Origin of the sequence: Lactococcus sp. FSL W8-0209, assembly GCF_038006585.1 — a bacterium.
Lineage (GTDB): Bacteria > Bacillota > Bacilli > Lactobacillales > Streptococcaceae > Lactococcus > Lactococcus lactis.
Map to the genome: position 1 here is coordinate 42275 of NZ_JBBOVN010000002.1, position 23552 is coordinate 65826.

At 36.3% G+C, this 23552-nt stretch carries 20 protein-coding genes and 6 pseudogenes; 15 read left to right on the forward strand and 11 right to left on the reverse strand.

From position 1 onward, the window contains the following. Positions 1–33: 33 nt before the first annotated feature. Positions 34–1145, forward strand: a protein-coding gene (locus MKX45_RS11670; protein WP_340817305.1) for an IS3-like element IS981 family transposase whose coding sequence is annotated in 2 segments (ribosomal slippage) — positions 34–250 and positions 250–1145 — 1113 coding nt in all. Because the reading frame shifts where the segments join, the coding sequence is not laid out codon by codon here. Positions 1146–1452: 307 nt separating this feature from the next. Here the strand turns inward: MKX45_RS11670 and MKX45_RS11675 are convergent. Next, positions 1453–2040, reverse strand: coding sequence for a pentapeptide repeat-containing protein (locus tag MKX45_RS11675; RefSeq protein ID WP_340817306.1), 588 nt, complete (start codon positions 2038–2040; stop codon positions 1453–1455). A gap of 138 nt (positions 2041–2178) precedes the next feature. Between MKX45_RS11675 and MKX45_RS11680 the strand changes: the two genes are divergently transcribed. Both MKX45_RS11680 and MKX45_RS11685 read left to right on the forward strand, forming a co-directional pair. Continuing rightward, positions 2179–2859 carry an IS6 family transposase gene (locus MKX45_RS11680; RefSeq protein ID WP_340817307.1) on the forward strand — a complete coding sequence of 227 codons (681 nt, stop codon included), beginning with the start codon at positions 2179–2181 and terminating at the stop codon, positions 2857–2859. Positions 2860–2953: 94 nt separating this feature from the next. After that, a complete protein-coding gene (locus MKX45_RS11685) occupies positions 2954–3529 on the forward strand; it encodes a VanZ family protein (RefSeq protein WP_014017398.1) in 576 nt (191 codons plus the stop codon). 125 nt (positions 3530–3654) lie between these two features. On the opposite strand, the gene MKX45_RS11690 is transcribed toward MKX45_RS11685, so the two are convergent. The 3 genes from MKX45_RS11690 to MKX45_RS11700 form a co-directional block, all read right to left on the reverse strand. Continuing rightward, entirely contained in the window at positions 3655–4092 is a 438-nt protein-coding gene (locus MKX45_RS11690; RefSeq protein ID WP_003139952.1) for a universal stress protein, read from the reverse strand. Between the two features lie 8 nt (positions 4093–4100). After that, a complete protein-coding gene (locus MKX45_RS11695) occupies positions 4101–5708 on the reverse strand; it encodes an Nramp family divalent metal transporter (RefSeq protein WP_340817309.1) in 1608 nt (535 codons plus the stop codon). 397 nt (positions 5709–6105) lie between these two features. Next, positions 6106–6483 (reverse strand): plasmid mobilization protein, encoded by a 378-nt coding sequence (locus MKX45_RS11700; protein WP_075070756.1) that lies wholly within the window; start codon positions 6481–6483, stop codon positions 6106–6108. A gap of 495 nt (positions 6484–6978) precedes the next feature. On the opposite strand from MKX45_RS11700, the gene MKX45_RS11705 reads away from it, so the two are divergent. The 4 genes and pseudogenes from MKX45_RS11705 to MKX45_RS11720 all read left to right on the forward strand — a co-directional run. Continuing rightward, a complete protein-coding gene (locus MKX45_RS11705; RefSeq protein ID WP_340817310.1) occupies positions 6979–7626 on the forward strand; it encodes a competence protein CoiA family protein in 648 nt (215 codons plus the stop codon). Positions 7627–7688: 62 nt separating this feature from the next. Next, on the forward strand, positions 7689–9494 hold the full coding sequence (gene pepF, locus MKX45_RS11710) for an oligoendopeptidase F (RefSeq protein ID WP_340817312.1): 1806 nt from the start codon (positions 7689–7691) through the stop codon (positions 9492–9494). Positions 9495–9496: 2 nt separating this feature from the next. Beyond that, a pseudogene (locus MKX45_RS11715) lies at positions 9497–9619 on the forward strand (O-methyltransferase); the annotation flags it as partial. After that, positions 9614–9889: pseudogene (locus MKX45_RS11720) on the forward strand (DDE-type integrase/transposase/recombinase); the annotation flags it as partial. The pseudogenes MKX45_RS11715 and MKX45_RS11720, both read left to right, overlap by 6 nt. A gap of 32 nt (positions 9890–9921) precedes the next feature. On the opposite strand, the pseudogene MKX45_RS11725 reads toward MKX45_RS11720, so the two are convergent. Next, positions 9922–10422: pseudogene (locus MKX45_RS11725) on the reverse strand (IS6 family transposase); the annotation flags it as partial. Between the two features lie 141 nt (positions 10423–10563). Between MKX45_RS11725 and dld the strand changes: the two are divergent. Beyond that, a complete protein-coding gene (gene dld / locus MKX45_RS11730) occupies positions 10564–12243 on the forward strand; it encodes a D-lactate dehydrogenase (RefSeq protein ID WP_340817313.1) in 1680 nt (559 codons plus the stop codon). 149 nt (positions 12244–12392) lie between these two features. Here dld and MKX45_RS11735 read toward each other — a convergent pair. After that, a pseudogene (locus MKX45_RS11735) lies at positions 12393–12796 on the reverse strand (transposase); the annotation flags it as partial. Between the two features lie 313 nt (positions 12797–13109). Between MKX45_RS11735 and clpL the strand changes: the two are divergent. Then, a complete protein-coding gene (gene clpL / locus MKX45_RS11740) occupies positions 13110–15224 on the forward strand; it encodes an ATP-dependent protease ClpL (protein WP_340817314.1) in 2115 nt (704 codons plus the stop codon). An 82-nt stretch (positions 15225–15306) separates the two neighbouring features. On the opposite strand, the gene MKX45_RS11745 is transcribed toward clpL, so the two are convergent. Beyond that, positions 15307–15987, reverse strand: a complete 681-nt coding sequence (locus MKX45_RS11745; RefSeq protein WP_340817316.1) for an IS6 family transposase — start codon at positions 15985–15987, stop codon at positions 15307–15309. A 168-nt stretch (positions 15988–16155) separates the two neighbouring features. On the opposite strand from MKX45_RS11745, the gene MKX45_RS11750 reads away from it, so the two are divergent. Then, positions 16156–17454 (forward strand): polysaccharide deacetylase family protein, encoded by a 1299-nt coding sequence (locus tag MKX45_RS11750; protein WP_340817317.1) that lies wholly within the window; start codon positions 16156–16158, stop codon positions 17452–17454. A 226-nt stretch (positions 17455–17680) separates the two neighbouring features. On the opposite strand, the gene MKX45_RS11755 is transcribed toward MKX45_RS11750, so the two are convergent. Continuing rightward, positions 17681–17872 carry a restriction endonuclease subunit S gene (locus tag MKX45_RS11755; protein ID WP_340817318.1) on the reverse strand — a complete coding sequence of 64 codons (192 nt, stop codon included), beginning with the start codon at positions 17870–17872 and terminating at the stop codon, positions 17681–17683. Between the two features lie 246 nt (positions 17873–18118). Here MKX45_RS11755 and MKX45_RS11760 point away from each other — a divergent pair. Next, positions 18119–18289, forward strand: a pseudogene (locus tag MKX45_RS11760) (recombinase family protein); the annotation flags it as partial. A 376-nt stretch (positions 18290–18665) separates the two neighbouring features. Here MKX45_RS11760 and MKX45_RS11765 read toward each other — a convergent pair. Beyond that, a complete protein-coding gene (locus tag MKX45_RS11765; protein ID WP_021722009.1) occupies positions 18666–18767 on the reverse strand; it encodes a type I toxin-antitoxin system Fst family toxin in 102 nt (33 codons plus the stop codon). Positions 18768–19000: 233 nt separating this feature from the next. Further along, positions 19001–19681 carry an IS6 family transposase gene (locus tag MKX45_RS11770; RefSeq protein WP_340817319.1) on the reverse strand — a complete coding sequence of 227 codons (681 nt, stop codon included), beginning with the start codon at positions 19679–19681 and terminating at the stop codon, positions 19001–19003. 60 nt (positions 19682–19741) lie between these two features. Here MKX45_RS11770 and MKX45_RS11775 point away from each other — a divergent pair, with 60 nt between their 5' ends. After that, the gene (locus MKX45_RS11775; protein ID WP_155589725.1) at positions 19742–19834 is read left to right on the forward strand and encodes an IS3 family transposase; all 93 of its coding nucleotides are present in this window, start codon (positions 19742–19744) and stop codon (positions 19832–19834) included. 117 nt (positions 19835–19951) lie between these two features. Here the strand turns inward: MKX45_RS11775 and MKX45_RS11780 are convergent, their stop codons facing one another. Further along, on the reverse strand, positions 19952–21193 hold the full coding sequence (locus MKX45_RS11780; protein WP_340817321.1) for an L-lactate MFS transporter: 1242 nt from the start codon (positions 21191–21193) through the stop codon (positions 19952–19954). Positions 21194–21639: 446 nt separating this feature from the next. On the opposite strand from MKX45_RS11780, the gene MKX45_RS11785 reads away from it, so the two are divergent. The 3 genes and pseudogenes from MKX45_RS11785 to MKX45_RS11795 form a co-directional block, all read left to right on the forward strand. Continuing rightward, positions 21640–22290, forward strand: coding sequence for an ABC transporter ATP-binding protein (locus MKX45_RS11785; RefSeq protein ID WP_340817322.1), 651 nt, complete (start codon positions 21640–21642; stop codon positions 22288–22290). Then, positions 22287–23042, forward strand: coding sequence for an ABC transporter permease (locus tag MKX45_RS11790; RefSeq protein WP_340817323.1), 756 nt, complete (start codon positions 22287–22289; stop codon positions 23040–23042). Before MKX45_RS11785 ends, MKX45_RS11790 begins: the two co-directional genes overlap by 4 nt. Before the next feature lie 75 nt (positions 23043–23117). Further along, a pseudogene (locus MKX45_RS11795) lies at positions 23118–23525 on the forward strand (YdcF family protein); the annotation flags it as partial. Positions 23526–23552 lie beyond the last annotated feature (27 nt).

Below are 23552 nucleotides of genomic sequence, written 5' to 3' on the forward strand. Positions count from 1 at the left end.
CACTATTGTATAATTTAGACAAAGGACAAAAACATGAAAAAACGCTACTCAAAAGAATTTAAAGAAACCCTTATCGCCTTCTATCATTCTGGTCAATCCGTCACCCAGCTGTCTAAAGAATACGACGTGGCCCCTGCAACAATTTATAAATGGATAGACCTCTACTCTAAATCTAATGAAAGCTCCGTCTCTAAAGCTGATTTTCTAGAATTAAAAAGACAACTGGCTAAAGTTAAGGAAGAACGAGACATCTTAAAAAAAGTATTGACCATATTCGCCGAGAAAAAGAAGTGAGTGCTGCGGATATGGCTCTAACCATACAAACTTTAGCACTCAATGTCAGACTAAGCTGCCAACTCCTTGATGTTCCTGAATCAAGTTATTATGAACGGATTAACCGACATCCATCTAAAACTCAATTAAGGAGACAATACCTGTCACTCAAAATTTCTCAACTCTTCAATGCTAACCGAGGAATCTATGGTGCTCCTAAAATTCATCATCTTCTACTTAAACAAGGGGAAAAAGTCGGGTTAAAACTGGTACAGAAGCTAATGAAGCAACTTCAACTCAAGTCTGTAGTCATTAAGAAATTTAAGCCTGGATACTCACTAAGTGATCACATCAATCGAAAAAATCTCATACAGACTGAACCTACAAAGAAAAATAAGGTTTGGTCAACCGACATTACTTATATTCCTACTCAACAAGGATGGGCTTATCTCTCAACCATTATGGATCGTTATACTAAAAAAGTCATTGCTTGGGATTTGGGCAAGCGAATGACTGTAGAATTAGTGCAAAGAACTTTAAATAAGGCCATTAAATCACAAGACTATCCAGAAGCTCTTATTCTTCATTCTGACCAAGGAAGCCAGTATACGAGTCTAGAGTATGAAGAGTTGCTTAAGTATTATGGGGTGACTCACTCTTTCAGTCGAAGGGGATACCCTTATCATAATGCCAGTCTTGAATCTTGGCATGGACATTTAAAAAGAGAGTGGGTGTATCAATTTAAATATAAGAACTTTGAAGAAGCCTATCAGAGTATTTTCTGGTACATCGAAGCCTTTTATAATTCAAAACGAATCCATCAAAGTTTAGGGTATCTTACACCTAATCAATTTGAAAAGGTAAGTGCTTAAAATAAATAGATTAAAATTCTACGTTTGTTACTCTAAAAACTTGACTTAACGTCAGTACTTCTTCTTTTAGTTTCTCGTTGGCTAGACAAGAATGATAATTGCAAATAGTGCCATCTAGCCTGAGTTGGAGTTGCGACCAACAAAAAAACACACTCGACTGCCATCGGGTGTGTTTTGATTTAATGCGATAAGTAGCACTCTTCACTTTGCTACTTAAATTATAACATATTAGGATACCTTGTCAATGGTTTATAGCTTTAGTTTAGCCTATGAACCATTATTACAAGAGAATTTTTCAAACTCTTTATTATTTCGAAAATAAATCCTGAAGGTGTCCATCTAATATTTCTTTTCTTACAGAATCTTCCCACTCAATACCATGTATCCTAGCATATGGAAAGTCAGCATTTTTAAATTCACTACCTTCAAGGTCAATTCCTGTAATATCTGCACCTATAAAATATGTTCCACTAATCTTTGCACCTGCTAACTTTGCACCTGTAAGGTCTGCATTATCAAAATCAGTTGTCGTTAAATCTGTTCCTCTTAAATCGGCGCCTCGTAAGTTTGCTCTTTTGAAATTTGCGCCTTTTAAATTTGCACCCTCAAAATGTGCTCTAAAAAAATCTGAATCATGTAAGTTTGCATTTTGTAGATTAGCACTATTAAAAGAAGCTTCTCTAAATGAAGAATCGATAAATTTGCTCTCCTCCAAATTAGCGTTTACAAAAATAGATTTGTAAAAATTACTCTTGCTTGAAGTCATATTGTTAAGATTTAACGAAGTGAATTCACTCTCCAAGAAAGTTACTTCTAAAAGTTCTGAACCAATAAAGGAATTAGCATATTTCAGCCCTAGTCCGGGATACTCATTTATATTTGTTCCAAATCCCAAATCTTTAAACTTATACCTAGACCAGTCGAACATTATTTTGGTTTCATATTGAACGTAAATAAGTTGGTTCTGTTGCAAAGTTTTTCAAAAAATCTATTTTAGTGTAAAATTGAGAAAAAAGACAGAGAGGACAGAGTAATGAATCATTTTAAAGGCAAACAATTCAAAAAAGACTTCAATATTGTCGCTGTTGGTTACTACCTGCGTTACAATCTAAGCTATCGTGAAGTTCAGGAATTGTTATATGATCGTGGAATAAATGTTTGTCATACTACGATTTATCGTTGGGTGCAAGAGTACAGCAAAGTCCTCTATGATCTTTGGAAGAAGAAAAATAGACAATCCTTCTATTCATGGAAAATGGACGAAACCTATATCAAAATTAAGGGACGTTGGCATGATCTTTATCGTGCAATTGATGCGGACGGCTTAACCTTAGATATCTGGTTACGAAAGAAACGGGATACGCAAGCAGCCTATGCTTTCTTAAAACGACTCCATAAACAGTTTGGTGAGCCGAAAGCAATTGTGACCGATAAAGCACCTTCTCTTGGCTCCGCCTTTAGAAAGTTACAGAGTGTGGGTTTATATACTAAGACAGAGCACCGAACTGTGAAGTATCTTAACAATTTAATAGAACAAGACCATCGATCTATTAAACGACGGAATAAATTTTATCAAAGTCTCCGTACAGCCTCTTCCACGATTAAGGGCATGGAGACCCTTCGAGGAGTATATAAAAAGAACCGAAGAAATGGAACGCTCTTCGGCTTTTCGGTGTCTACTGAAATCAAGGTATTAATGGGAATACCAGCCTAAGATATTTGGAGTTCAGAGCGAGCGCGTTTGATTTTCAAACTTCGCAACAGAACCAAATAGGGTTAATCTCATCAAGAAAAGGAGTTAGAAACAGTTGCGAAAATATATGATCTACCTCAGCAGTTTATTGGTCACATTTATCCTGAGTTATGCGACGATTACTTGGCTGATTATGCCCGTTCTCACTCGCTATCAAAGCCTGGCTAGGTTGATTAACCACTTTGACTATACCGCATTAACTTTAATACTCTTATTAACGCTGATTATCTGGTTGTTTGGCATCCAGTATCACCTCAAACATTTTTCAGTTATTTATCTCTATCTTGCTTTCAGTGTGTATTTATTACTGTTATTCATGGTGCTTTTTACTAAAACAACGGATTTTCAGGCGATATCACTGAATCCTTTTGACTTTATAAAAGCGGATACCAGAACGATTCAAGAGGCAGTGCTAAATATTATCTACTTCATTCCTTTAGGTGGCCTTTACTGTATCAATACTGATTTCAAACAGTTTGTCATTGTCAGTTTGGTCACACTTTTAGGAATTGAAACCATTCAATTTATCTTTTATTTGGGCACATTTGCCATTAGTGATATTATCTTGAATTTTTTGGGTTGTTTGATTGGGTATTATTGTTGTTGGGAGATTAAAAGGCGGTTGAGTTGAGCTAAGCCAAGAGTAGCATAAAAATAGACAGGAGGTGTATCTCGAATGGTATCGAGATATATCTCCTGTCGGTTCTGTTAAAATTTGTCCAAGATATTGACCCAAATACATATTATCTGCAATATTTACTTAATAACTGTAATTGAGATTGGAGAATTTTTAACCATATAAGTAGCATGCGAACCAAAATATCCTTTAATTCCATGCATTGATCGCGATCCAATGATTAAGATATCTGCAGATGTTGCTGGCAAAATCGTCTTAGTAATTTCCTCGGCCGGATCACCTTCTCCACTGTACAGCTGAATGTTTTTTACACCGCTATTTTCTGCATATTGTTTGTACTTTTTCAAATTAAGTAACAATTGACTTTGTTTCTGGCTCAAGTACTCAGGGTCTAACGCTTCATAAACATTCAACTCTTCAATTTCTAAAATTGAGGCAATCAGTAATGCGGCTCCAGTTTTACTCGCTTGCTTTACAGCATATTGAAAGGCTTTTTGAGCTCCTTCTGATTCATCTACCCCAACTAAAATATTTTTAAATTCATCAAATCCTTCCATAGTGCATCTTACCTTTCATTAATTAATTGATTATATTTTTTATTTCCTTTATACAGTTCAATAATTGTCCATGCTAACAGTAGTAATACTGTGACGATAATGACATAAGCAATAGAATCAGCTAGTACAAGTTGGCTTGATGTCACCTTTTCACCAAAAAAACCTTCAATTTGGCCGGGCAATCCAATCAAATTTAAATATGTCAATCCAATTACTGAACCCCATCCTAGTATCCGAATAACTATCGAATTTTTAAACCGGCTTCCCATTTCCACCTCACTATTGGTCATCATTAATAATGGTACCATCGAAAATGGTAACGCAAAAGCTAAGAAGACTTGTGAATTATTCATTAGTGTATTTAACGCTGTGTGCTCCCGAATCGTTCCTTGCCTGCTTGTAATAATTACACAGATTAACACTGGGATAACTGAAATCAAACGCGTAATTAAACGTCTTAGCCAAATTGGCATTCTCATATGAATGAATCCCTCCATAATTACTTGTCCAGTTAAAGTTCCGGTAATCGTTGAATTTTGTCCAGAAGCTAGTAACGCGACTGCGAATAATGTAGAAAGAAGACCTGATTTTGCAACGGTGATTAAAATTCCGTTACTCAATGTATCCGAATTTGATAAAGCCTCATACAACCCAAAGAATGATGGATCTTTCACTGCCCCTGTTTTAAAAACAGCAACTCCCATTATGAGCAATAAGGAGTTAACAAAAAAAGCGAGAGTCAATTGAATGTTAGAATCCCATGTTGAAAATCGTACAGCATTGGCGATTTCATCTTCATCCGTACGATTTATCTTTCGACTCTGAGACACAGCCGAATGTAGATATAAATTATGAGGCATAACGGTTGCACCAATAATTCCTAATGCACCAGTTAAAGGCGTTTGACCACCAATTGAATGTGTAGAGGAGAACGTTTCACCAGTCGGAACCAATCCTTTAAGTACATCCCCCCAATTAGGATCAGACAACGCTACTTGATAAACAAACACAAAAAGAATTACAAAAATCAAACAGACAACTATTGCTTCAATTTTTCTAAAACCAACTTTCGTTAACAACAATAATAATAAAACATCAAATACCGTAATAAAGACTGCGACGACAAGCGGAATATTAAAAAGTAAATAAAGAGCAATTGATGCGCCAATTACTTCCGCAATATCTGTTGCCATAATCGCTAATTCCGTTAAAATCCATAAAATGATTCCTAGTTTTTTACTCGTTCTCGCTCGAATTGCTTGAGCTAAATCCATTTGACTAACAATTCCCAATTTAGCAGCCATATATTGTAATAGCATTGCAATTAAACTAGACATTAAAATGACCGACATTAATAAATACTGGAAGTTTTGCCCACCCGTAATCGAAGTAGACCAGTTGCCTGGATCCATATATCCCACAGCAACTAATGCTCCCGGTCCAGAATAGGCGAACAGGGTTTTCCAAAAGCCTTTGCCTTTGGGTACCTCGACAGTTCCGTTAATTTCCTCTAAAGAGGGACCATTCGCATGCTGAATTAATCGAGGTTTGTGCTCTTTACCAGACTGACTTGTTGTATCTTTCAAAATATTTCCACCTTCCTTTAAGAATATCATAAGTATACACCTCTTTTTTATAAAATTAAAGCAAAATATTAGGCAAGCCTAAAAAAATAAACATTCGCCTTCATTTCATTTGTATCGGAATGAATCAATTGTACACGTTAAAAATATATCTATATGATAATTACCATTGTTAATATTCAAGATTTTTTGTTGAAATAGTCGATAAAAAAATAAGGTTGACCAAAATATTTTTAGAGGCGCGAATTGTAAAATTAAGTTAGAAAAATAAAAAGGCATTTATGGTACACTCAAATTGTATTTCCGACGAAAGAAAACAAAGGAGTGTAACCATAAATGACCTACAAACATCTTACAATAGACGAACTGGTTCTGTTGCAAAGTTTTCCAAGTTGTGACTCACTTTTAATTTGGATTGTTTTTGTGACGGTCATTCTTCCAACCTCCTAATTAAAGTTTGTACTTCTTTTAAAACTTTTCGACTTAATACACGATAGTTTTTTTGAATATCACTCATTTCATCTTGTAAAACTTCTACATCCACTTCATCAATCAAATTGACTTTTTTGGCAACCTGGTTAATGTTATTCCCGATTCGATTAAATTCAAATCGGAGTTGAGAAAGTTGCTTTGAAAATTCATCAGGTTCATGAAAGTTTACTTCATAAATTGCCCCTTTAATTGAAATCATGCGTAAATAGTCGCTTAAATTTTTATGGCAACTTGCGGCTTTCTCACGGATTATAAATTCTTCGTCAGGGTTAACATAAAAATTTAAATGAACTTTTCGCTTCCTGTTCTTTGGCATAAAGTTTCCTCTTTTATAAATTAGTTAGTGGTGGCATTTTTGCGCCTGGTCGCTACGCGGCAGCACAATGAGGGTCACAAACGCTACGCTTATTGAGTCCCCTTACGGGGAAGCCCCTCATTGTGGCAAGCATAGCAGGTGTATGTACACCAACGAAAAAACACAAAATTTAAGCTTCATGCAAGCTTAAATTTTAGTTTTAATTTTGAGGTCGCACCCCAAGCCCCGCTTATTTTTGTTTCAAAAATTTTATTTTGTTGGTTCATGGATAACTTTCTTTTTTTCAGAAGGAATATTATTTATTTTGTTCTTCTTCAGCATCGTCGAGTTTTTTGTGGAGTAATTCTTGACTCATTTTGTGTCTAAATATTTGACATTAGTCCAGAAAAGAAGAGTGTCCATAAAATGGACATTTTCTGAACATCTGATAAAAAAGGAAAAACGATTAGAACGCTTTTCTTTTTTATGTCTATTTATTTGATAATAGTCAATTCTATGAAATGTTTAAAAGAACGGACAGAAAATTATCAAGTACACGGTTTTACGGTGCTTTGGCTTATGGGGGAAAATTTATGGTTAAAAGACCAAATAACAAACCTTCAAAAAAATTTAGTCTATTTTTCAGAAAATAGAGGTTTCTATTATTGGGAATTAGATTTTAAAACTCAGAAGCTGAGATTGAAGTCACTGATTCATGAAGATTTGCGTGGGAAAATTATTTATTTACAAGAAGAAATCCCTTTTGGGGAAGGACGACTTATTGAGCAATTACGACTGCCTTTTTTATCACAAAAGTTACTGACAATACCACTTATTGTTGATCTTAAACTAGCAGAATTTATTCGTCAGCAACTTTATTATTGTTCACCAAAATGGTTGAAACTTCAGGAAAAATATTACCAAAGAGGTGAAAATTTGTTGAATTTGACTTTTGAACGTTCTTTTATTGCGCCTTTGGGATTGAACTTACTTGAAGTTTTTGATGATGAAATCCCTTTACATAAATTTACTCAAATTAAGCAGAATATTAATCTATATTATGAAAACTTTTTAATAAATTTTCAGCAAAATAGCTTTAAGGCAGTCTATCCTCCCCGTTTCTATGCTATAATGAAAAAGCAGAAGAAGGATATGAATGAATGAAATTCTGCTAATAAGTTTTTAATGTGAATAAAAATTATTTTGAATAAAAAGGAGTGATCTTCATGGCTAAGAATAGAAATGAAATTCCTGAAAAATTAACTTGGGATTTGACAACAATTTATAAAACAGATAAAGAATGGGAAGCAGAGCTAACTAGAATAAAAAGCGAACTTTCACTCGTTGAAGAGACAGACCCTGGTCATTTACTTGATTCAGCTGAAAGTCTTCTGACAATTACCGAAAAAATGCTATCCATTTCTCAACAAGTTGAAAAACTATATGTTTATGCTTCAATGAAAAATGATCAAGATACCAGAGAGGCTAAATATCAGGAGTATCAATCAAAAGCAACAGCCCTCTATGTGAAATTCGGAGAGGTCTATGCCTTCTATGAACCTGAATTTTTGAAAATTTCAAAAGAAGTTTATAACAAATGGTTGGGGGAGCTTCAAAAATTAAAAAACTATGACCATATGTTTGAGCGCCTTTTTGCAAAAAAAGCGCATATTCTTAGTCAAAAAGAGGAAAAGTTATTGGCTGCGGCTGGTGAAATTTTTGAAAGCCCTTCAGAAACTTTTGAAATTTTTGATAATGCAGATATTAAGTTACCTATGGTCAAAAATGAATCTGATGAGATGGTCCAACTCACACATGGAAATTACTCTTCCTTAATGGAAAGTAAGAATAGGGAAGTACGAAAAGCAGCCTACAAAGCACTTTATAGTAATTATGAACAATATCAGCATACTTATGCAAAGACCTTACAGACTAATGTAAAAGTCCATAATCTTAATGCCCAAATCCGCTCTTATGATTCAGCCCGTCAAGCTGCTCTGGCTAATAATTTTGTTCCAGAAAAAGTTTACGATGTTTTGATGGAGGCCATTCATCAACATTTGCCACTTTTACATCGTTATATTGAACTACGCAAGAAAATTTTAGGAATTACTGATTTAAAGATGTATGATATCTATACTCCATTATCTAATTTAGATTATAAATTTAACTATGAAGATGGAGTGAAAAAAGCAGAAGAAGTTTTAGCGATATTTGGTAAAGAATATAAAGGAAAAGTTAAAGCAGCTTTTGAACAAAGATGGATTGATGTCGAAGAAAATATCGGAAAACGTTCGGGTGCTTATTCAGGTGGATCTTATGATACCAATGCTTTTATGCTTCTCAATTGGCAAGAAACGTTAAATGATCTTTTTACTTTAGTTCATGAAATGGGGCACTCAATGCATAGTGCTTTCACGCGTGAAAACCAACCATATGTTTATGGGGATTATCCAATCTTTTTAGCTGAAATTGCCTCAACTACAAATGAAAATATTTTAACTGAAACTTTATTAAAGGAAAGTAAAGATGATAAGGAGCGCTTCGCCCTTTTGAACCACTGGCTTGATAGTTTCCGTGGAACTATTTTCCGTCAGAGTCAATTTGCCGAATTTGAACAAAAAATTCATGAAGCAGATGCTGCCGGTGAAGTTTTAACAAGTGAATACTTAAACTCACTTTATGGAGAAATAAATGAAAAATACTATAATTTAGCAGTCAAAGAAAATCCAGAAATTCAGTATGAATGGGCTAGAATTCCGCATTTTTATTATAATTTCTATGTTTTTCAATACGCAACAGGTTTTGCTGCGGCCACTTTCTTAGCTGAAAAAGTTGTTCATGGTTCAACTGAGGATCGTCAAAAATATCTTGAATATTTGAAGGCAGGTTCTTCAGCTTATCCTTTAGAAGTAATTGCTAAAGCTGGAGTTGATATGGAATCTACCGATTATTTAGATGCCGCCTTTGAGCTTTTTGAAAATCGATTGAATGAATTAGAAAAATTAGTTGAAAAAGGAGTCCATCTTTAATAATGGTTGAAACATATAAACGTACAAGCAACCCCATGATGAATCGACCAGTTGTCAAAGCAGAGTTAGTAGAATGGATGCGTTCAAGTCAAACACAAATAACCGGAGAACTTGCAGAAGTAATGAAGCAACTTCAACTCAAGTCTGTAGTCATTAAGAAATTTAATCCTGGATACTCACTAAGTGATCACATCAATCGAATAAATCTCATACAGACTGAACCTACAAAGAAAAATAAGGTTTGGTCAACCGACATTACTTATATTCTTACTCAACAAGGATGGGCTTATCTCTCAACCATTATGGATCGTTATACTAAAAAAGTCATTGCTTGGGATTTGGGCAAGCGAATGACTGTAGAATTAGTGCAAAGGGTTCTGTTGCGAAGTTTGAAAATCAAACGTGCCCTCTCTGAACTCCAAATATCTTAGGCTGTTATTCCCATTAATATTTTGATTTCAGTAGATACTGAAAAGCCGAAGAGCGTTCCATTTCTTCGGCTCTTTTTGCATATTCCTCTGGTTGTCTTCATGCCTTTAATCGTGGTTGAGGCAGTGCGTAGACTTCGATATAATTTATTTCGACGTTTAATAGGTCTATGGTATTGCTCAATTAAGTTATTGAGATATTTTACTGTCTGATGTTCAGTTTTGGTGTACAGACTATTATTTTATAGTTTCCTAAATGCAGCGCCAATAGATGGTGCCTTTCTCTGTCACAATGACTCTAGGCTCTTCGAATTGTTTATTTAGTCTCTTTAAGAAAGCATAGGCTGCTTGCGTATCTCGTTTCTTTCATAGCCAGATATCTAAGGTTAAATCATCCGCATCAATCGCCCAATAGAGATAGTGCTAACGTCCTCTGATTTTGATATAGGTTTCGTCCATTTTCCACGAATAAAGGACTGTCTATTTTTCTTCTTCTTTAAAGGAAGCTGGTCTTTTTCGTCCGAACAGCGTCGGATTAATTTTACAATCTACCTATTAACCAAAATATCAAAAAAAGCGTATCATTGAAAGCGTAATGATTAAAACGTTTTTTACAAACGTTATAGAGGGGAGAAGTTAATATGGACTTAGTCGAAGAACTAGTCAATGTTGTTGGTAAAAAAAATGTTATTACTAACAAAGCAAAATCTTTACGTTTTAGGAAAGGGTACCGCTCAGGTAAGGGCGATGCAGTTGCAGTCGTATTTCCAACCACTTTAATGGCAATGTGGCGTGTGCTTAATGTTTTGCATGATAACAATATTATCATTATTATGCAAGCAGCCAACACTAGTTTGACTGAGGGATCCGTACCAGCCCCAGGTTATGACCGTTCTGCAGTTGTTGTGAACGGCATGAAAATTAAAGATTTACAGTTAATCAATAATGGGGAACAAGTACTAGCATTCCCCGGTACGACACTGTTTCACTTAGAAAATGAATTGCGACCACTTAAACGTGAACCACATTCAGTCATTGGCTCATCTAATTTGGGTGCATCGGTCATTGGTGGTATTAACAACAATTCTGGTGGTGCTTTGATCAGAAGAGGTCCAGCTTATACAGAGCTATCATTGTATGTTTGGATTGATGAACATGACGAAATGCACTTAGTTAACCATTTAGGCATTGATTTGGGCAAAACGCCCGAAGAGATTATTACTAATTTGCAGAACCGCAATTTTGATTTGAATCAAGTACCAGCTACTGAACATCATGGTTCAATGTTCCATCATGAACAGGTTTTGCGTGACGTTGAATCTGATAAGCCTATTCGATACAATGCAAATCCTAAAGAATTGTATGAAGTATCTGGATCGTCCGGTCACGTTGCGGCATTGGCTGTCCGCTTAGATACATTCCCAATGGATAAAAAAACACAAATGTTTTACATTGGAACGAATAATCCCGATGAGTTGGAAGATATTCGTCGCCATATTATGACGACATTCAAAGAATTGCCTGTTTCTGGTGAATATATGCATAAAAATGCTTATAAATTGGCCAAGAAATATGGTAAAGACTCACTAATTGTGATTGAAAAAATTGGTACGGGTCATTTGCCCCAAATGTTTGCGCTAAAAGCATGGGGCGAACGCTTTTTGAAGCACATTCCGTTTTTCAAACCTTATTTCCCAGATCGTTTGCTTCAAACATTAAGTAATTTATTTCCTAATCAAATGCCAAAGCGGTTAGATGATTATTACGAAAAGTACGACCATTACCTACAATTGAAAATGGCTGGTAATGGTATTGAAGAAGCGCGAGAGTATCTCAAATCTTATTTTGACAAAGCCAGTGGCGACTACTTTGAAGCCGATGCCAATGAGACCAGTAAAGCGGAAACTCACCGCTATGTAACAGCTGGGGTTGCGATTCGATATCAAGAATTAAAACAGGATAGTATTGACATTTTGCCACTAGATATCGCGTTGGCAAGTAATGATTATAAGTGGTTCGAGCATTTGCCTAAAGAGATTGAAGACAAAATAGAACACAAAATTTATTATGGTCACTTACTTGATCACGTTATGCACCAGGATTATATTCTAAAACCTGGCGTCGATGCGCATGAACTTAAAAAAGAAATGCTTAAAATTTTGGATGAGCGTCACGCTGTTTATCCAGCCGAACACAATGTTGGGCATCTATATTTGGCAGCACCGGCCTTAATCAAGCACTATAAGAAAAATGATCCAACTAATAGTTTCAACCCTGGCGTTGGTAAACAAACAATGTCTAAATATTGGGGCGAATACTAAAATAAAAAGTTTGTTAAAAAATAACCGTTATCGTCATTTGTCGATTCTGTAGTGACCCCCAAAATATAGACTTTTCAAATCTATATTTCGGAGGTCTTTTCTTATGGTCAAATATTTAGACACAAAATGAGCTATATTTTCTTAAAATAATTTTCTACTTCACGCTTCGAAGGCCTCTTGTTTATGAAGTTATAGTAGGTGGAACGATTGACATGTAAAACACGACAGAGCATAACTGTCGTGTGTTCAAATCGGAGTCTATAGATGGCTTTCAATCTTACTTGGAGTTTTGCATGAATATGGCACTCGCTTTTTTTAAGATCAGATTTTCTTCCTCTAATTGGGCATTCCTTTTTTGTAATTCTTGAATCTGTTTAGCAGTCAACACCGTATTATCTTCAAGACGCACTTGAGAGTACTGCTTAATCCATTTTGCAAGTGCAGAAGAAGATACCCCATAATCTTTACAGAGTTCAGTTTGTGTTTTACCAGTTTGATAGAGATTAACGATCGATTGTTTGAAATCCTCGTCGTAAAGTTTAAAACCTGACATAAAAGTCCTTTCATTTTTGTGTCTTAATAGACAGATTATAACACACAATTTTCTGTCCATTTTTATAGTATAGCTCCATCAATTCAAGTTCTTTATCAAGGGCTATTAAATAGGGAACCTTGTAGGGAAATCAATTCATTTTATGAAATTGATTTCTCTTTTGTTTAAACAAAATTATCCTAATTATTTCTAATTGATTCTATAAGCACTTTACCTAGCGACACATAAAAATTGTGATACAATTCAGTTATAGTTTTAAAGGTTATTATGGTCACTAAGTTACACATATAAATTTTTATGGAGGTGTGGTAATATGGCAAATTTCAATGGAAATGATCCTTTTTTCAACAATGATATGGACGATGTTTTCAATCAATTATTTCGGCGCATGGATAATCAAAATTCGGAGCGTGCACGGTATTTAGTTAATGGACAATCGTTGACACCGGATGAGTTTGCTCAATACCGAGCAACTGGTAAGCTACCCCAAAATAATAAAACAATAGAAGTATCTAAAGATGGTAAACAGGCTGTTAAAAAAGGAGGGATTTTAGAAAAGTTAGGGACCAATTTGACGGAACAGGCTCGTGATGGATTACTAGATCCAGTGATTGGACGTGAGAAAGAGATTCAAGAAACTGCAGAAATTTTGAGTCGTAGAACGAAAAATAATGCAATCTTAGTTGGTGATGCCGGTGTAGGTAAAACTGCAGTCGTCGAAGGTCTGGCACAAGCAATTGTGGCTGGTAAAGTTCCAGAAACGATTCAAGATAAAGAAATCTATTCGATTGATTTATCGTCTTTGGAAGCGGGAACTCAATATCGCGGTTCTTTTGAAGAAAATATTAAACAGCTGGTAGAGGAAGTTAAAGCAGCTGGTAATATTATTCTATTCTTCGATGAAATTCATCAGATTCTCGGCACGGGTGCCACTGGTGGTGAAGATGGTGGCAAAGGATTGGCTGATATCATTAAACCTGCTTTGTCACGTGGCGAGCTGAGTGTAATCGGGGCTACGACTCAAGATGAATATCGCAATACTATTTTGAAAAATGCGGCTTTGGCACGGCGATTCAATGATGTTGTGATTAATGAACCGACGGCCGCTGACACTTTACGTATATTACAAGGTGTTAAAGAGCTGTACGAAAAACATCATCATGTTGTATTACCAGATGATGTTTTGAAGGCGGCTGTGGATTATTCAATCCAATATATACCACAGCGCACTTTGCCAGATAAAGCTATCGATTTGATCGACATGACTGCGGCTCATTTAGCGGCTAAAAATTCGCAAACTGATGTTGAGACATTGGATCAACGCCTTAAAAAATTAGAGGCAGCTAAGGAGGCCGCCATTAAATCGGAGGACTTTACAAAAGCCGCTGATATCAAGAAGTCGATCGAGGAAACCAAGCAAAAAATTAAAAAAACGGATCAAAAAGAAAAAGTCACTGCCACGATTGATGATGTGGCACAATCGGTTGAACGTTTAACTGGTATCCCAGTTTCTGATATGGGCGCTAATGATATTGAGCACTTGAAAAATCTTGATAAGCGTCTGAAAAGTAAGGTAATCGGTCAAGATGAAGCGGTTGAAATGGTAGCAAAAGCAATTCGGCGTAACCGTGCGGGCTTTTCAGAGGGCGATCAGCCGATTGGAAGTTTTCTGTTTGTGGGCCCAACTGGCGTAGGAAAGACTGAATTAGCTAAGCAATTAGCCTTAGATATGTTTGGAAATGAAAATGCGATTATTCGGCTAGATATGAGTGAATATGCTGATCGTACAGCTGTGTCGAAATTAATTGGTACCTCGGCTGGATACGTAGGTTATGAAGATAATGCTAATACTCTAACTGAACGGGTTCGGCGTAATCCATATTCCATTGTATTATTAGATGAAATTGAAAAGGCTGATCCACAAGTATTAACGTTACTGTTACAAGTGATGGATGATGGGCGCTTAACGGATGGACAAGGCAATGTCATTAATTTCAAAAATACGATTATTATTGCTACTTCTAATGCTGGCTTTGGTAATGAAGCATTAAGTGGTGACAAGCAACGAGATCAGTCATTAATGGATAAGTTAGCACCATTTTTCCGCCCAGAATTTCTGAACCGTTTTAATGGAATCGTGGAATTTTCACATCTGACTAAGCAAGACTTAAGTCAAATTGTCGATTTGATGTTGGCGGATGTACAAAAAACTTTAGCCAAAAAATCCATCAAACTTGAGGTAACTAAAGCGGCCAAAGATTGGCTGATGGAACAAGGCTATGATGAAGCAATGGGTGCGCGGCCATTACGGCGAGTAATTGAACAACAAATTCGTGATAAGGTAACGGATTTCTACCTTGACCACTTAGATGTCAAAAACTTGAAGGCTGATTTAGTGCATGATGAGATTGTGATATCGGCAGCTTAGCTTAAATCAGTGTTCATAAATAACTTTAGGTTCTGTTGCAAAGTTTTAAATAAAGAATAAAATCCCTTACGGTATCTATGATTTAGGCTGTTATTCCCATTAATACCTTGATTTCAATAGACACCGAAAAGCCGAAGAGAGTGCCTTCTTTTCGGGTTTTCTTATATAATCCTCGAATGGCTTCCATGCCTTTAATCGTGGGTGAGGCAGTGCGTAAACTTCGATAGAATTTATTGCGTCTCTTTACTGGACGATGGTCTTGTTCAATCAAATTATTCAGGTATTTAATGGTACGATGTTCTGTCCCTTGATAAAAGCCGTATTCTTTTAGTTTCTTAAAGGCACTTGTAATAGAGGGGGCTTTATCTGTGACTACAACCTTCGGTTCATCAAACTGCTTCACTAACCGCTTAAGAAAAGCATAGGCTGCCTGTGTGTCCCGTTTTTTACGTAACCAAATATCCAAGGTTAAACCATCTGCATCGATGGCTCGATACAAATAATGCCATTTTCCTTTAATTTTGATGTACGTTTCATCCATTTTCCATGAATAAAAGGATTTTTTATTTTTCTTTTTCCAAATTTGATAGAGTAGTTTGCCATATTCTTGCACCCAACGATAAATCGTCGTATGAGAAACGTTAATGCCACGATCATATAAGATTTCTTGAACTTCACGATAGCTAAGGTTATAACGAAGATAGTAGCCCACGGCTACAATAATCACATCCTGCTGAAATTGCTTTTCTTTAAAATGATTCATCGTCATTCCTCCTGCTATCTTTTTCTATTATTCTACCTTATTTGATAGTAGATTTAAAACTTTGCAACAGAACCCTATATTCGTTACAATGGTTATGGGAAGTTTTTCAAAAGGTTAAGAAAAGCTTACGGGGGTTTTTGAAATCAAAAAGTAGTAGGGGACGATAAAATGAAACATACACACAAAATCATATTGGCTGTCACTTCTGTATGCACTGTTATTATTCTAGGTGTAAGTATCTTTTTTGTTACACAAGCAGTAACAAACAATAAATTAGAAAACACTAGTCAAACAACTCAACACTCAAGCAGCAGCTCAAAACCTGTTGAAGATAAACAAACGACGAAACAGCTTGATCAAGCAAAACAGCTTGCTGCAAGTTATCATTATGATGAAGCCATCGCCTTACTTGAAAAAGACGACGCCAAAGAAGCGCAACAATTGTTAGCAACTTTGAAAAAAGAAAAAGAATCCTTGGTAAAATGGGAAGACCCGACCAAAATCTCACACGTCTTTTTTCATAGTCTGATTGTTGATCCAGCTAAGGCTTTTCATACCCAGCAAGCACAAGGGTATAAAGATTATATGGTCACTATTTCCGAATTCAATAAAACCATTGATCAGTTATATAAAAATAACTATGTTCTTGTTAATCTAAATGGATTAGTCAAAAAAGGAACAGATGGAAAACTGACCTTTACAGGTGTTTCTCTTCCAGAAGGAAAGAAACCGTTAATTCTTTCGCAAGACGATGTCAGCTATTATGAATACATGGACAATTCAGGATTTCCAAGTAAGTTGATTGTCGATAAACAGAACCAAATCAAGAATATTTATATCGACAATAAGAAGGAAACTGTTGGTGACTATGATATGGTTCCATTGATCGATTCATTCATTAAAAAACATCCCGATTTTTCTTATCAAGGCGCCAAAGGAACATTAGCTTTAACAGGCTATAATGGTGTATTAGGTTACCGTACATCAAAATCAGAATATGGTGATAACGAAAAAACAAACAAAGAAATCGAAGCAGCCAAAAAAGTTGCTGATCAATTAAAGAAAGATGGTTGGAGTTTTGCTTCTCATACTTGGGGACACTTGAATATGACACAAGCTTCTTTAGCCGATATCCAACAAGATAATGAACGTTGGCAAAATGAAGTTGCACCTATTTTAGGCAAAACAAATATTTTGATCTACCCATTTGGCGCTGACATCAACGATTGGCAACCTTATTCTGAAGCAAATCAAAAATTTGCTTACTTGAAACAACAAGGATTTGATATCTTCTGCAATGTCGATGCCTCAACTCCTGCATGGGGACAACTAGGAACTGACTACTACCGTAACGCCAGAATCAATATTGACGGTATCCGTTTCGAAGCTGACCTAAAAGGAGAAAATCCAATACTTGATCAATTTATCAACGTCAAAGAAGTGTATGACCAAAAAGATCGAGGATAGAGGTTGTGAAAAGACCGTTCAGCTCCGCCGACAATAAGAACCGAAATAACAATAACAACCGTCAAGATCCCTAAATATTTAATGGGTTTAAAAAATCTATTCATTAGTCTACTCCTTTTAGGGTTATTATATCATTAAAATAAAAAACAGCCCCTATAATCTAGAATTTGGATTATAGGGTCTGTTTTTATTTGATTTCTTAGGGGCTATTATCTAATTTTAGACCCTAAACAAACATCTTTTGTAAAAAGCCTTTTTTCTGTTCTTTCAACAAATCTAACTTACGTTGATGAAGAGTGATAGTGTCATTTATTTTTTCAAAAAATAATCCAATCACTTGTTGTTCATCATAACTTGGATAAGAAAAAATAATTTTAGCTATTTGCTGAAAGTTTAAGCCCTCTCTACCACCTGTCATTTTTATATTTAATTGGCACAGTTTTTTCTAATTATTTGTCATATTCATAGTCAACTATATCTACAAAAGCAACTAATTTTGGAGATAGATTGAGATATTTAAAAATCTATCTCCAAAATTAGTTGCTTTTGTCACTTAGCGCTGAAAATTTATGCCATTTATCTAGAAAAATGACAGCTTTATAGTGTATAAAAAAATTAGTGTTAATTTTGAGTGTACCGTAATTAGACAAAACGGTTCTGTTGCAAAATTCACGATCCAAATTTTAAAGAAGGGCGTCCTCAAAAATTTACCGAAGAACAAATTCAATTTGCTCATGAGTTAAAGCAACAAGGAATGACTTATAAGATGATTGAACGAAAAACTGGAATCAGTATTGCAACTCAAAAAAGAAGGTTTGGTGCAATAAAAAAGTAAAAGTGTTGATTTCTAAATGAATGATCATTAAAAAATATAGTAATATAGCAAGTACATTATGATACACTTAATAGTAGAAACTTTTTTAAATTCAGCCCCAGATTTTTGAGCGACTATAGGTTTAACATAGTAAATGGTGAGAGATTTATTAATCTGCAATCATACAATATCACGAATAATAAAGTTTTAAAATAATACTGATTAAAAATAAACTAAGTAAGTTGACAAACTAAATAAATAAAAGTATAATTTATTTAACGAAGATTGTTGTGAGTATATTCTCACCATTTAAACCGAGGGCTGGCAAATTCCCTCGGTTTTTTTATTGTTTATTACTATAAAAAAACGCCCCTCTGGCAAAGGGACGAATAGTGGATTAAAGGCGCTTATGTCGGTTTTTTAACCAGTCCTTGACCAGCTCAAGGATTACTCCAACCACTATTGGAGCGACAACTGATACGAAGATTGTTATGAGCATAGACTCACCTCCCTTCTAAGGCAATACTGCATCAGAAAGGTGCGCCACTAAGAATTATATCATAAAAAAGGAAATAAATACCCTAGTAGTAGAAGAGGAATATCTTTCAAGAAAACTATTCTTTTTCGGATAGATATATACTATAAATATTGGTGAAAAATTTTCTTTATTCCTGAATAGGTTCTGTTGCGAAGTTTGAAAATCAAACGCGCCCTCTCTGAACTCCAAATATCTTAGGCTGTTATTCCCATTAATACCTTGATTTCAGTAGACACCGAAAAGCCGAAGAGCGTTCCATTTCTTCGGTTCTTTTTATATATTCCTCGAAGGGTCTCCATGCCCTTAATCGTGGAAGAGGCTTTACGGAGACTTTGATAAAATTTATTTCGTCGTTTAATAGGTCGATGGTCTTGTTCTATTAAATTGTTAAGATACTTCACCGTTCGGTGCTCTGTCTTAGTATATAAACCCACACTCTGTAACTTTCTAAAGGCGGAGCCAAGAGAAGGTGCTTTATCGGTCACAATTGCTTTCGGCTCACCAAACTGTTTATGGAGTCGTTTTAAGAAAGCATAGGCTGCTTGCGTATCCCGTTTCTTTCGTAACCAGATATCTAAGGTTAAGCCGTCCGCATCAATTGCACGATAAAGATCATGCCAACGTCCCTTAATTTTGATATAGGTTTCGTCCATTTTCCATGAATAGAAGGATTGTCTATTTTTCTTCTTCCAAAGATCATAGAGGACTTTGCTGTACTCTTGCACCCAACGATAAATCGTAGTATGACAAACATTTATTCCACGATCATATAACAATTCCTGAACTTCACGATAGCTTAGATTGTAACGCAGGTAGTAACCAACAGCGACAATATTGAAGTCTTTTTTGAATTGTTTGCCTTTAAAATGATTCATTACTCTGTCCTCTCTGTCTTTTTTCTCAATTTTACACTAAAATAGATTTTTTGAAAAACTTTGCAACAGAACCGGTTTAACAATCGACGAATATCACAGAAAACAAAAGGCATGACTCCCTGCGAATACAGGGAACATGCCTTAGCAGTTTAAAAATATTCAATTTTGTCTAACTTTTGTGTTGCACTTTACGGCTCATGCTGTTTTAGACTCTTTTTTATGCAATTTTGTCTTAGTTTTTAATAATTTAATGCGCTTTAAAGTAGTTTTTTATGATTTGCTTTTTATTAATTTGCTGGCTTTAATGAAATCTCGTTGTATACAGAATGAGATTAGCAGCGCCAATAGATCAATCAAAATAAAGGCAGCTAATGTCAAAGTATAATTGTGGAACAGTTGATGTGTTAATGATAATAGTAATGGTCCAACAACTCCGGCAGCAGCCCATGCTGTCAGTACATATCCATGAACAGCTCCTAATTCTTTAGTACCAAAGACATCACCTAAGTAGGCTGGGATGACAGAAAAGCCTGCTCCATAACAAGACATCAACAAGCATAATGCAATGACAAATAGGAGCGGTAATTTGAAGATGAGCATGGCTGAAAGCATTACAATATCGAGAATAAAAATGGCACTGAAAGTAGCAGGGCGCCCGATATAATCAGACAAAGTTGCCCATATCAAACGTCCAAAGCCATTGAAAAGGCCTATGATTCCAACCATAATTGCGGCTGTTTGGACAGACATGCCGGTCATACTTTGAGCCATAGGGGATGCAGCTGAGACAAGGCCGATCCCGCATGTAATATTGATAAATAACATTATCCAAAGAAAAGTGAAGGATTTAGTTTTGAGGGCTTGGTTAGCTGTTAGCTCCGGTCCTCGGGTTAGACGTGTTCCCTTTTTTTGAGAAATGCTATTTTCAGTAGTGCTTGATAGTGGCAGATTTGGACGAACAATAAACTGTGCAGCGAGCAGCATAATAACAAAATAAAATGTTCCTAAGAGATAGAATGTTTGTTCAAGACCAACACTAGCCATTAGCTGTTGAGCAACAGGACCAGTCAGCATTGCTGCAAAACCAAATCCCATAATAGCTAACCCCGTTGCTAAACCGCGTTTGTCTGGAAACCATTTAATAATTGTTGATACAGGGGTAACGTATCCTGCTCCCAGTCCTAAGCCGCCTATGACACCATATGAGAGATATAATAGCCAAATTGAATTTTGATGGATAGCCCAACCACTCATAATGGTTCCAGTTCCGTAAAGAAAGCTAGCAATAGTTCCCGTTAGTCTAGGGCCTATTTTTTCAACGACTTTGCCCATAAAGGCGGCTGACATTCCCAAGAAGAAAATAGCGATACTAAATGCAAGAGCGACTGAGGATTCTGCCCAACCATTTTGTTTTGCAATTGGATTAGTAAAAACACTCCAAGCATAAACGGAACCAATCATTAAATGAAACATGACACCTGCAAACGCAACAACATAGCGATTTTTTTTCAATATCTATTCCTCCATTTTTGATAGTATACGAATAAGTATACGAATAAGTATACGAATAATTTAAACGTTGTTAACAACCATTGTTGTCATATAATAATAATATCACATTGATTATCACATTTAAACAATTAAATTTTAGTATAAGACGAATTTTAACGTTGGCTAATGAAAAGTACATTTAAGTTAGCTATAGTACTGGGAAAAAACAAATTACGGTTGCTGTTTTTGAACAAATAAAAAAGCACAGGGAACCTAAAGTGCTCCATAATTGTTAGACAAGAAATCTGCTTCTGTTGCGAAGTTTGATTTTGACCTCGTTTTTCTGTGAACTGTGTTAACCTCCATAATAGCATGTGGAAAGACACAGGATAACTGAGGAGGATTGTTTGAAATTTGCCTAACAGTCAGATTATAATGATTATAAATTAATATTCGGGGGTGGGCATATGAATTCATTGATTAGTTTAGAAAAAGTTAATTATCAAATCGCTGATCAACATATTTTACATGATGTTGATTGGCAGATTCCAGCTGGGGCTCATATTACATTGACGGGACCATCCGGTGGTGGGAAAAGTACGTTATTACGGATCATTTCGGCCATGATTTCTAAAACAAGTGGGACCTTGAATTTTGATGGGCAGCCGATTGAAAGTTATGACCCAATCATGTATCGGCGGCAAGTCTCATATTGTTTCCAACAACCGACGTTATTTGGTGAGACGGTGGCAGATAACTTAGCTTTCCCGTACCAAATTCGTAAGCAAGTCATGGATACGCAACGAGTGGTAACGGCGTTAAATTATGTTGGGCTGTCCGAACAAACCCTGCATCAGCCGATTATCGAGCTTTCCGGTGGTGAACGGCAGCGGGTCGCGCTGATTCGCAACATCTTATTCTTACCAAAAGTATTGTTATTAGATGAGGTGACAGCTGGTTTGGATGAAAATAATAAGCAAATCGTGCACGCCTGTTTACGACAGTTAAATGAGCAGGATCACGTGACAACGATCATGATTACTCATGACGCGACAGAGATTGCTGCGGCAGATCAATTAGCGAAAGTGGTTGCTGGCAGATTGGAGGTACACGGATGAATTTATCAGTTAATAATACGTCGCTATTTTTGGCGGCAATGTTAGTGCTCGTCGCGTTAGGAATTAGTTTGTGGCAGAAACTTGGCTTGGATAGGGACATCGTCATTGGTGTCGTGCGGGCTGTTGTACAACTATTTATCGTGGGTTACTTGCTAAAGTATATTTTCCGAGTCAACAATTTTTGGCTAACGCTGGCGATGATGGGCTTCATTATCTTCAATGCGGCTTGGAATGCGAAAAAACGGGGGCCGGGGATTGACCATGCATTAGCCATTTCGTTATTAGCCATTTTTGTTAGTACGGGGGTAACACTCGGCGTCCTCGTGCTATCTGGTGCGATTAAGTTTGTGCCATCGCAAATGATTCCCATTTCTGGTATGATTGCGTCGAATTCAATGGTCGCAATTGGGCTGGCTTATCGCAGCCTCAATAGTCAGTTTCATGACCAGCGGCAAGGTGTGCTTGAACGGTTGGCGTTAGGGGCTGGTCTACTTGATGCTTCGATTGCCATCGTGCGTGAAGCGATTCGTACGGGGATGTCACCAACCATTGATTCGGCAAAGACTGTGGGTCTAGTCAATCTGCCAGGGATGATGTCCGGTTTGATCTTTGCAGGGGTCGATCCAGTACGGGCCATTAAGTATCAAATTATGGTCACGTTCATGCTCTTATCAGCGACTAGTTTGGGTTCAATCATTGCGTGCTATTTAGCTTACCGTAATTTCTATAATGAACAAAAACAGTTGAAGTAATGACTCCTGATTGCAGTCCCGCGGGGAGTCCTTTATGATGGAAGCTGAAATAAAACTTAATGCGGGGGTATTGATGTGAATGACGCAGCGGTTTGGGTTCCAGTTCCAGAAATGTTTTACTGGGGCTGGTTAGTACCACTTATATTTGGAACCATTTTTGGTTGGCGTTATCATCGCGATAAGGTTCGCCTAGGTAACGGTATTTTGTTTTCGCTATTTTTCTATTCGTTTTTAACCATGCTGGCGATTACAATTTTAGGTAGCAATATCCACTGGTTGATCATTATCAGTGGAACGTTGTTTGTGTTGCTGATCCTGTTGATTGGGCTGATTTTTACCTTACAAGCTTTCTTGCTCTTATGGAATGCGTGGATCATGTGGCGTCATGAGAGTCATACGTTGGCGAATATGCTGACCTTGTACTTGGGACTGGCCATTCTGATTTTGCCATTTTTAGGCAATCTGTTGAGTAGTCATGTGCCGTAGCCCGTGAGTTATTTTTGGAAAACT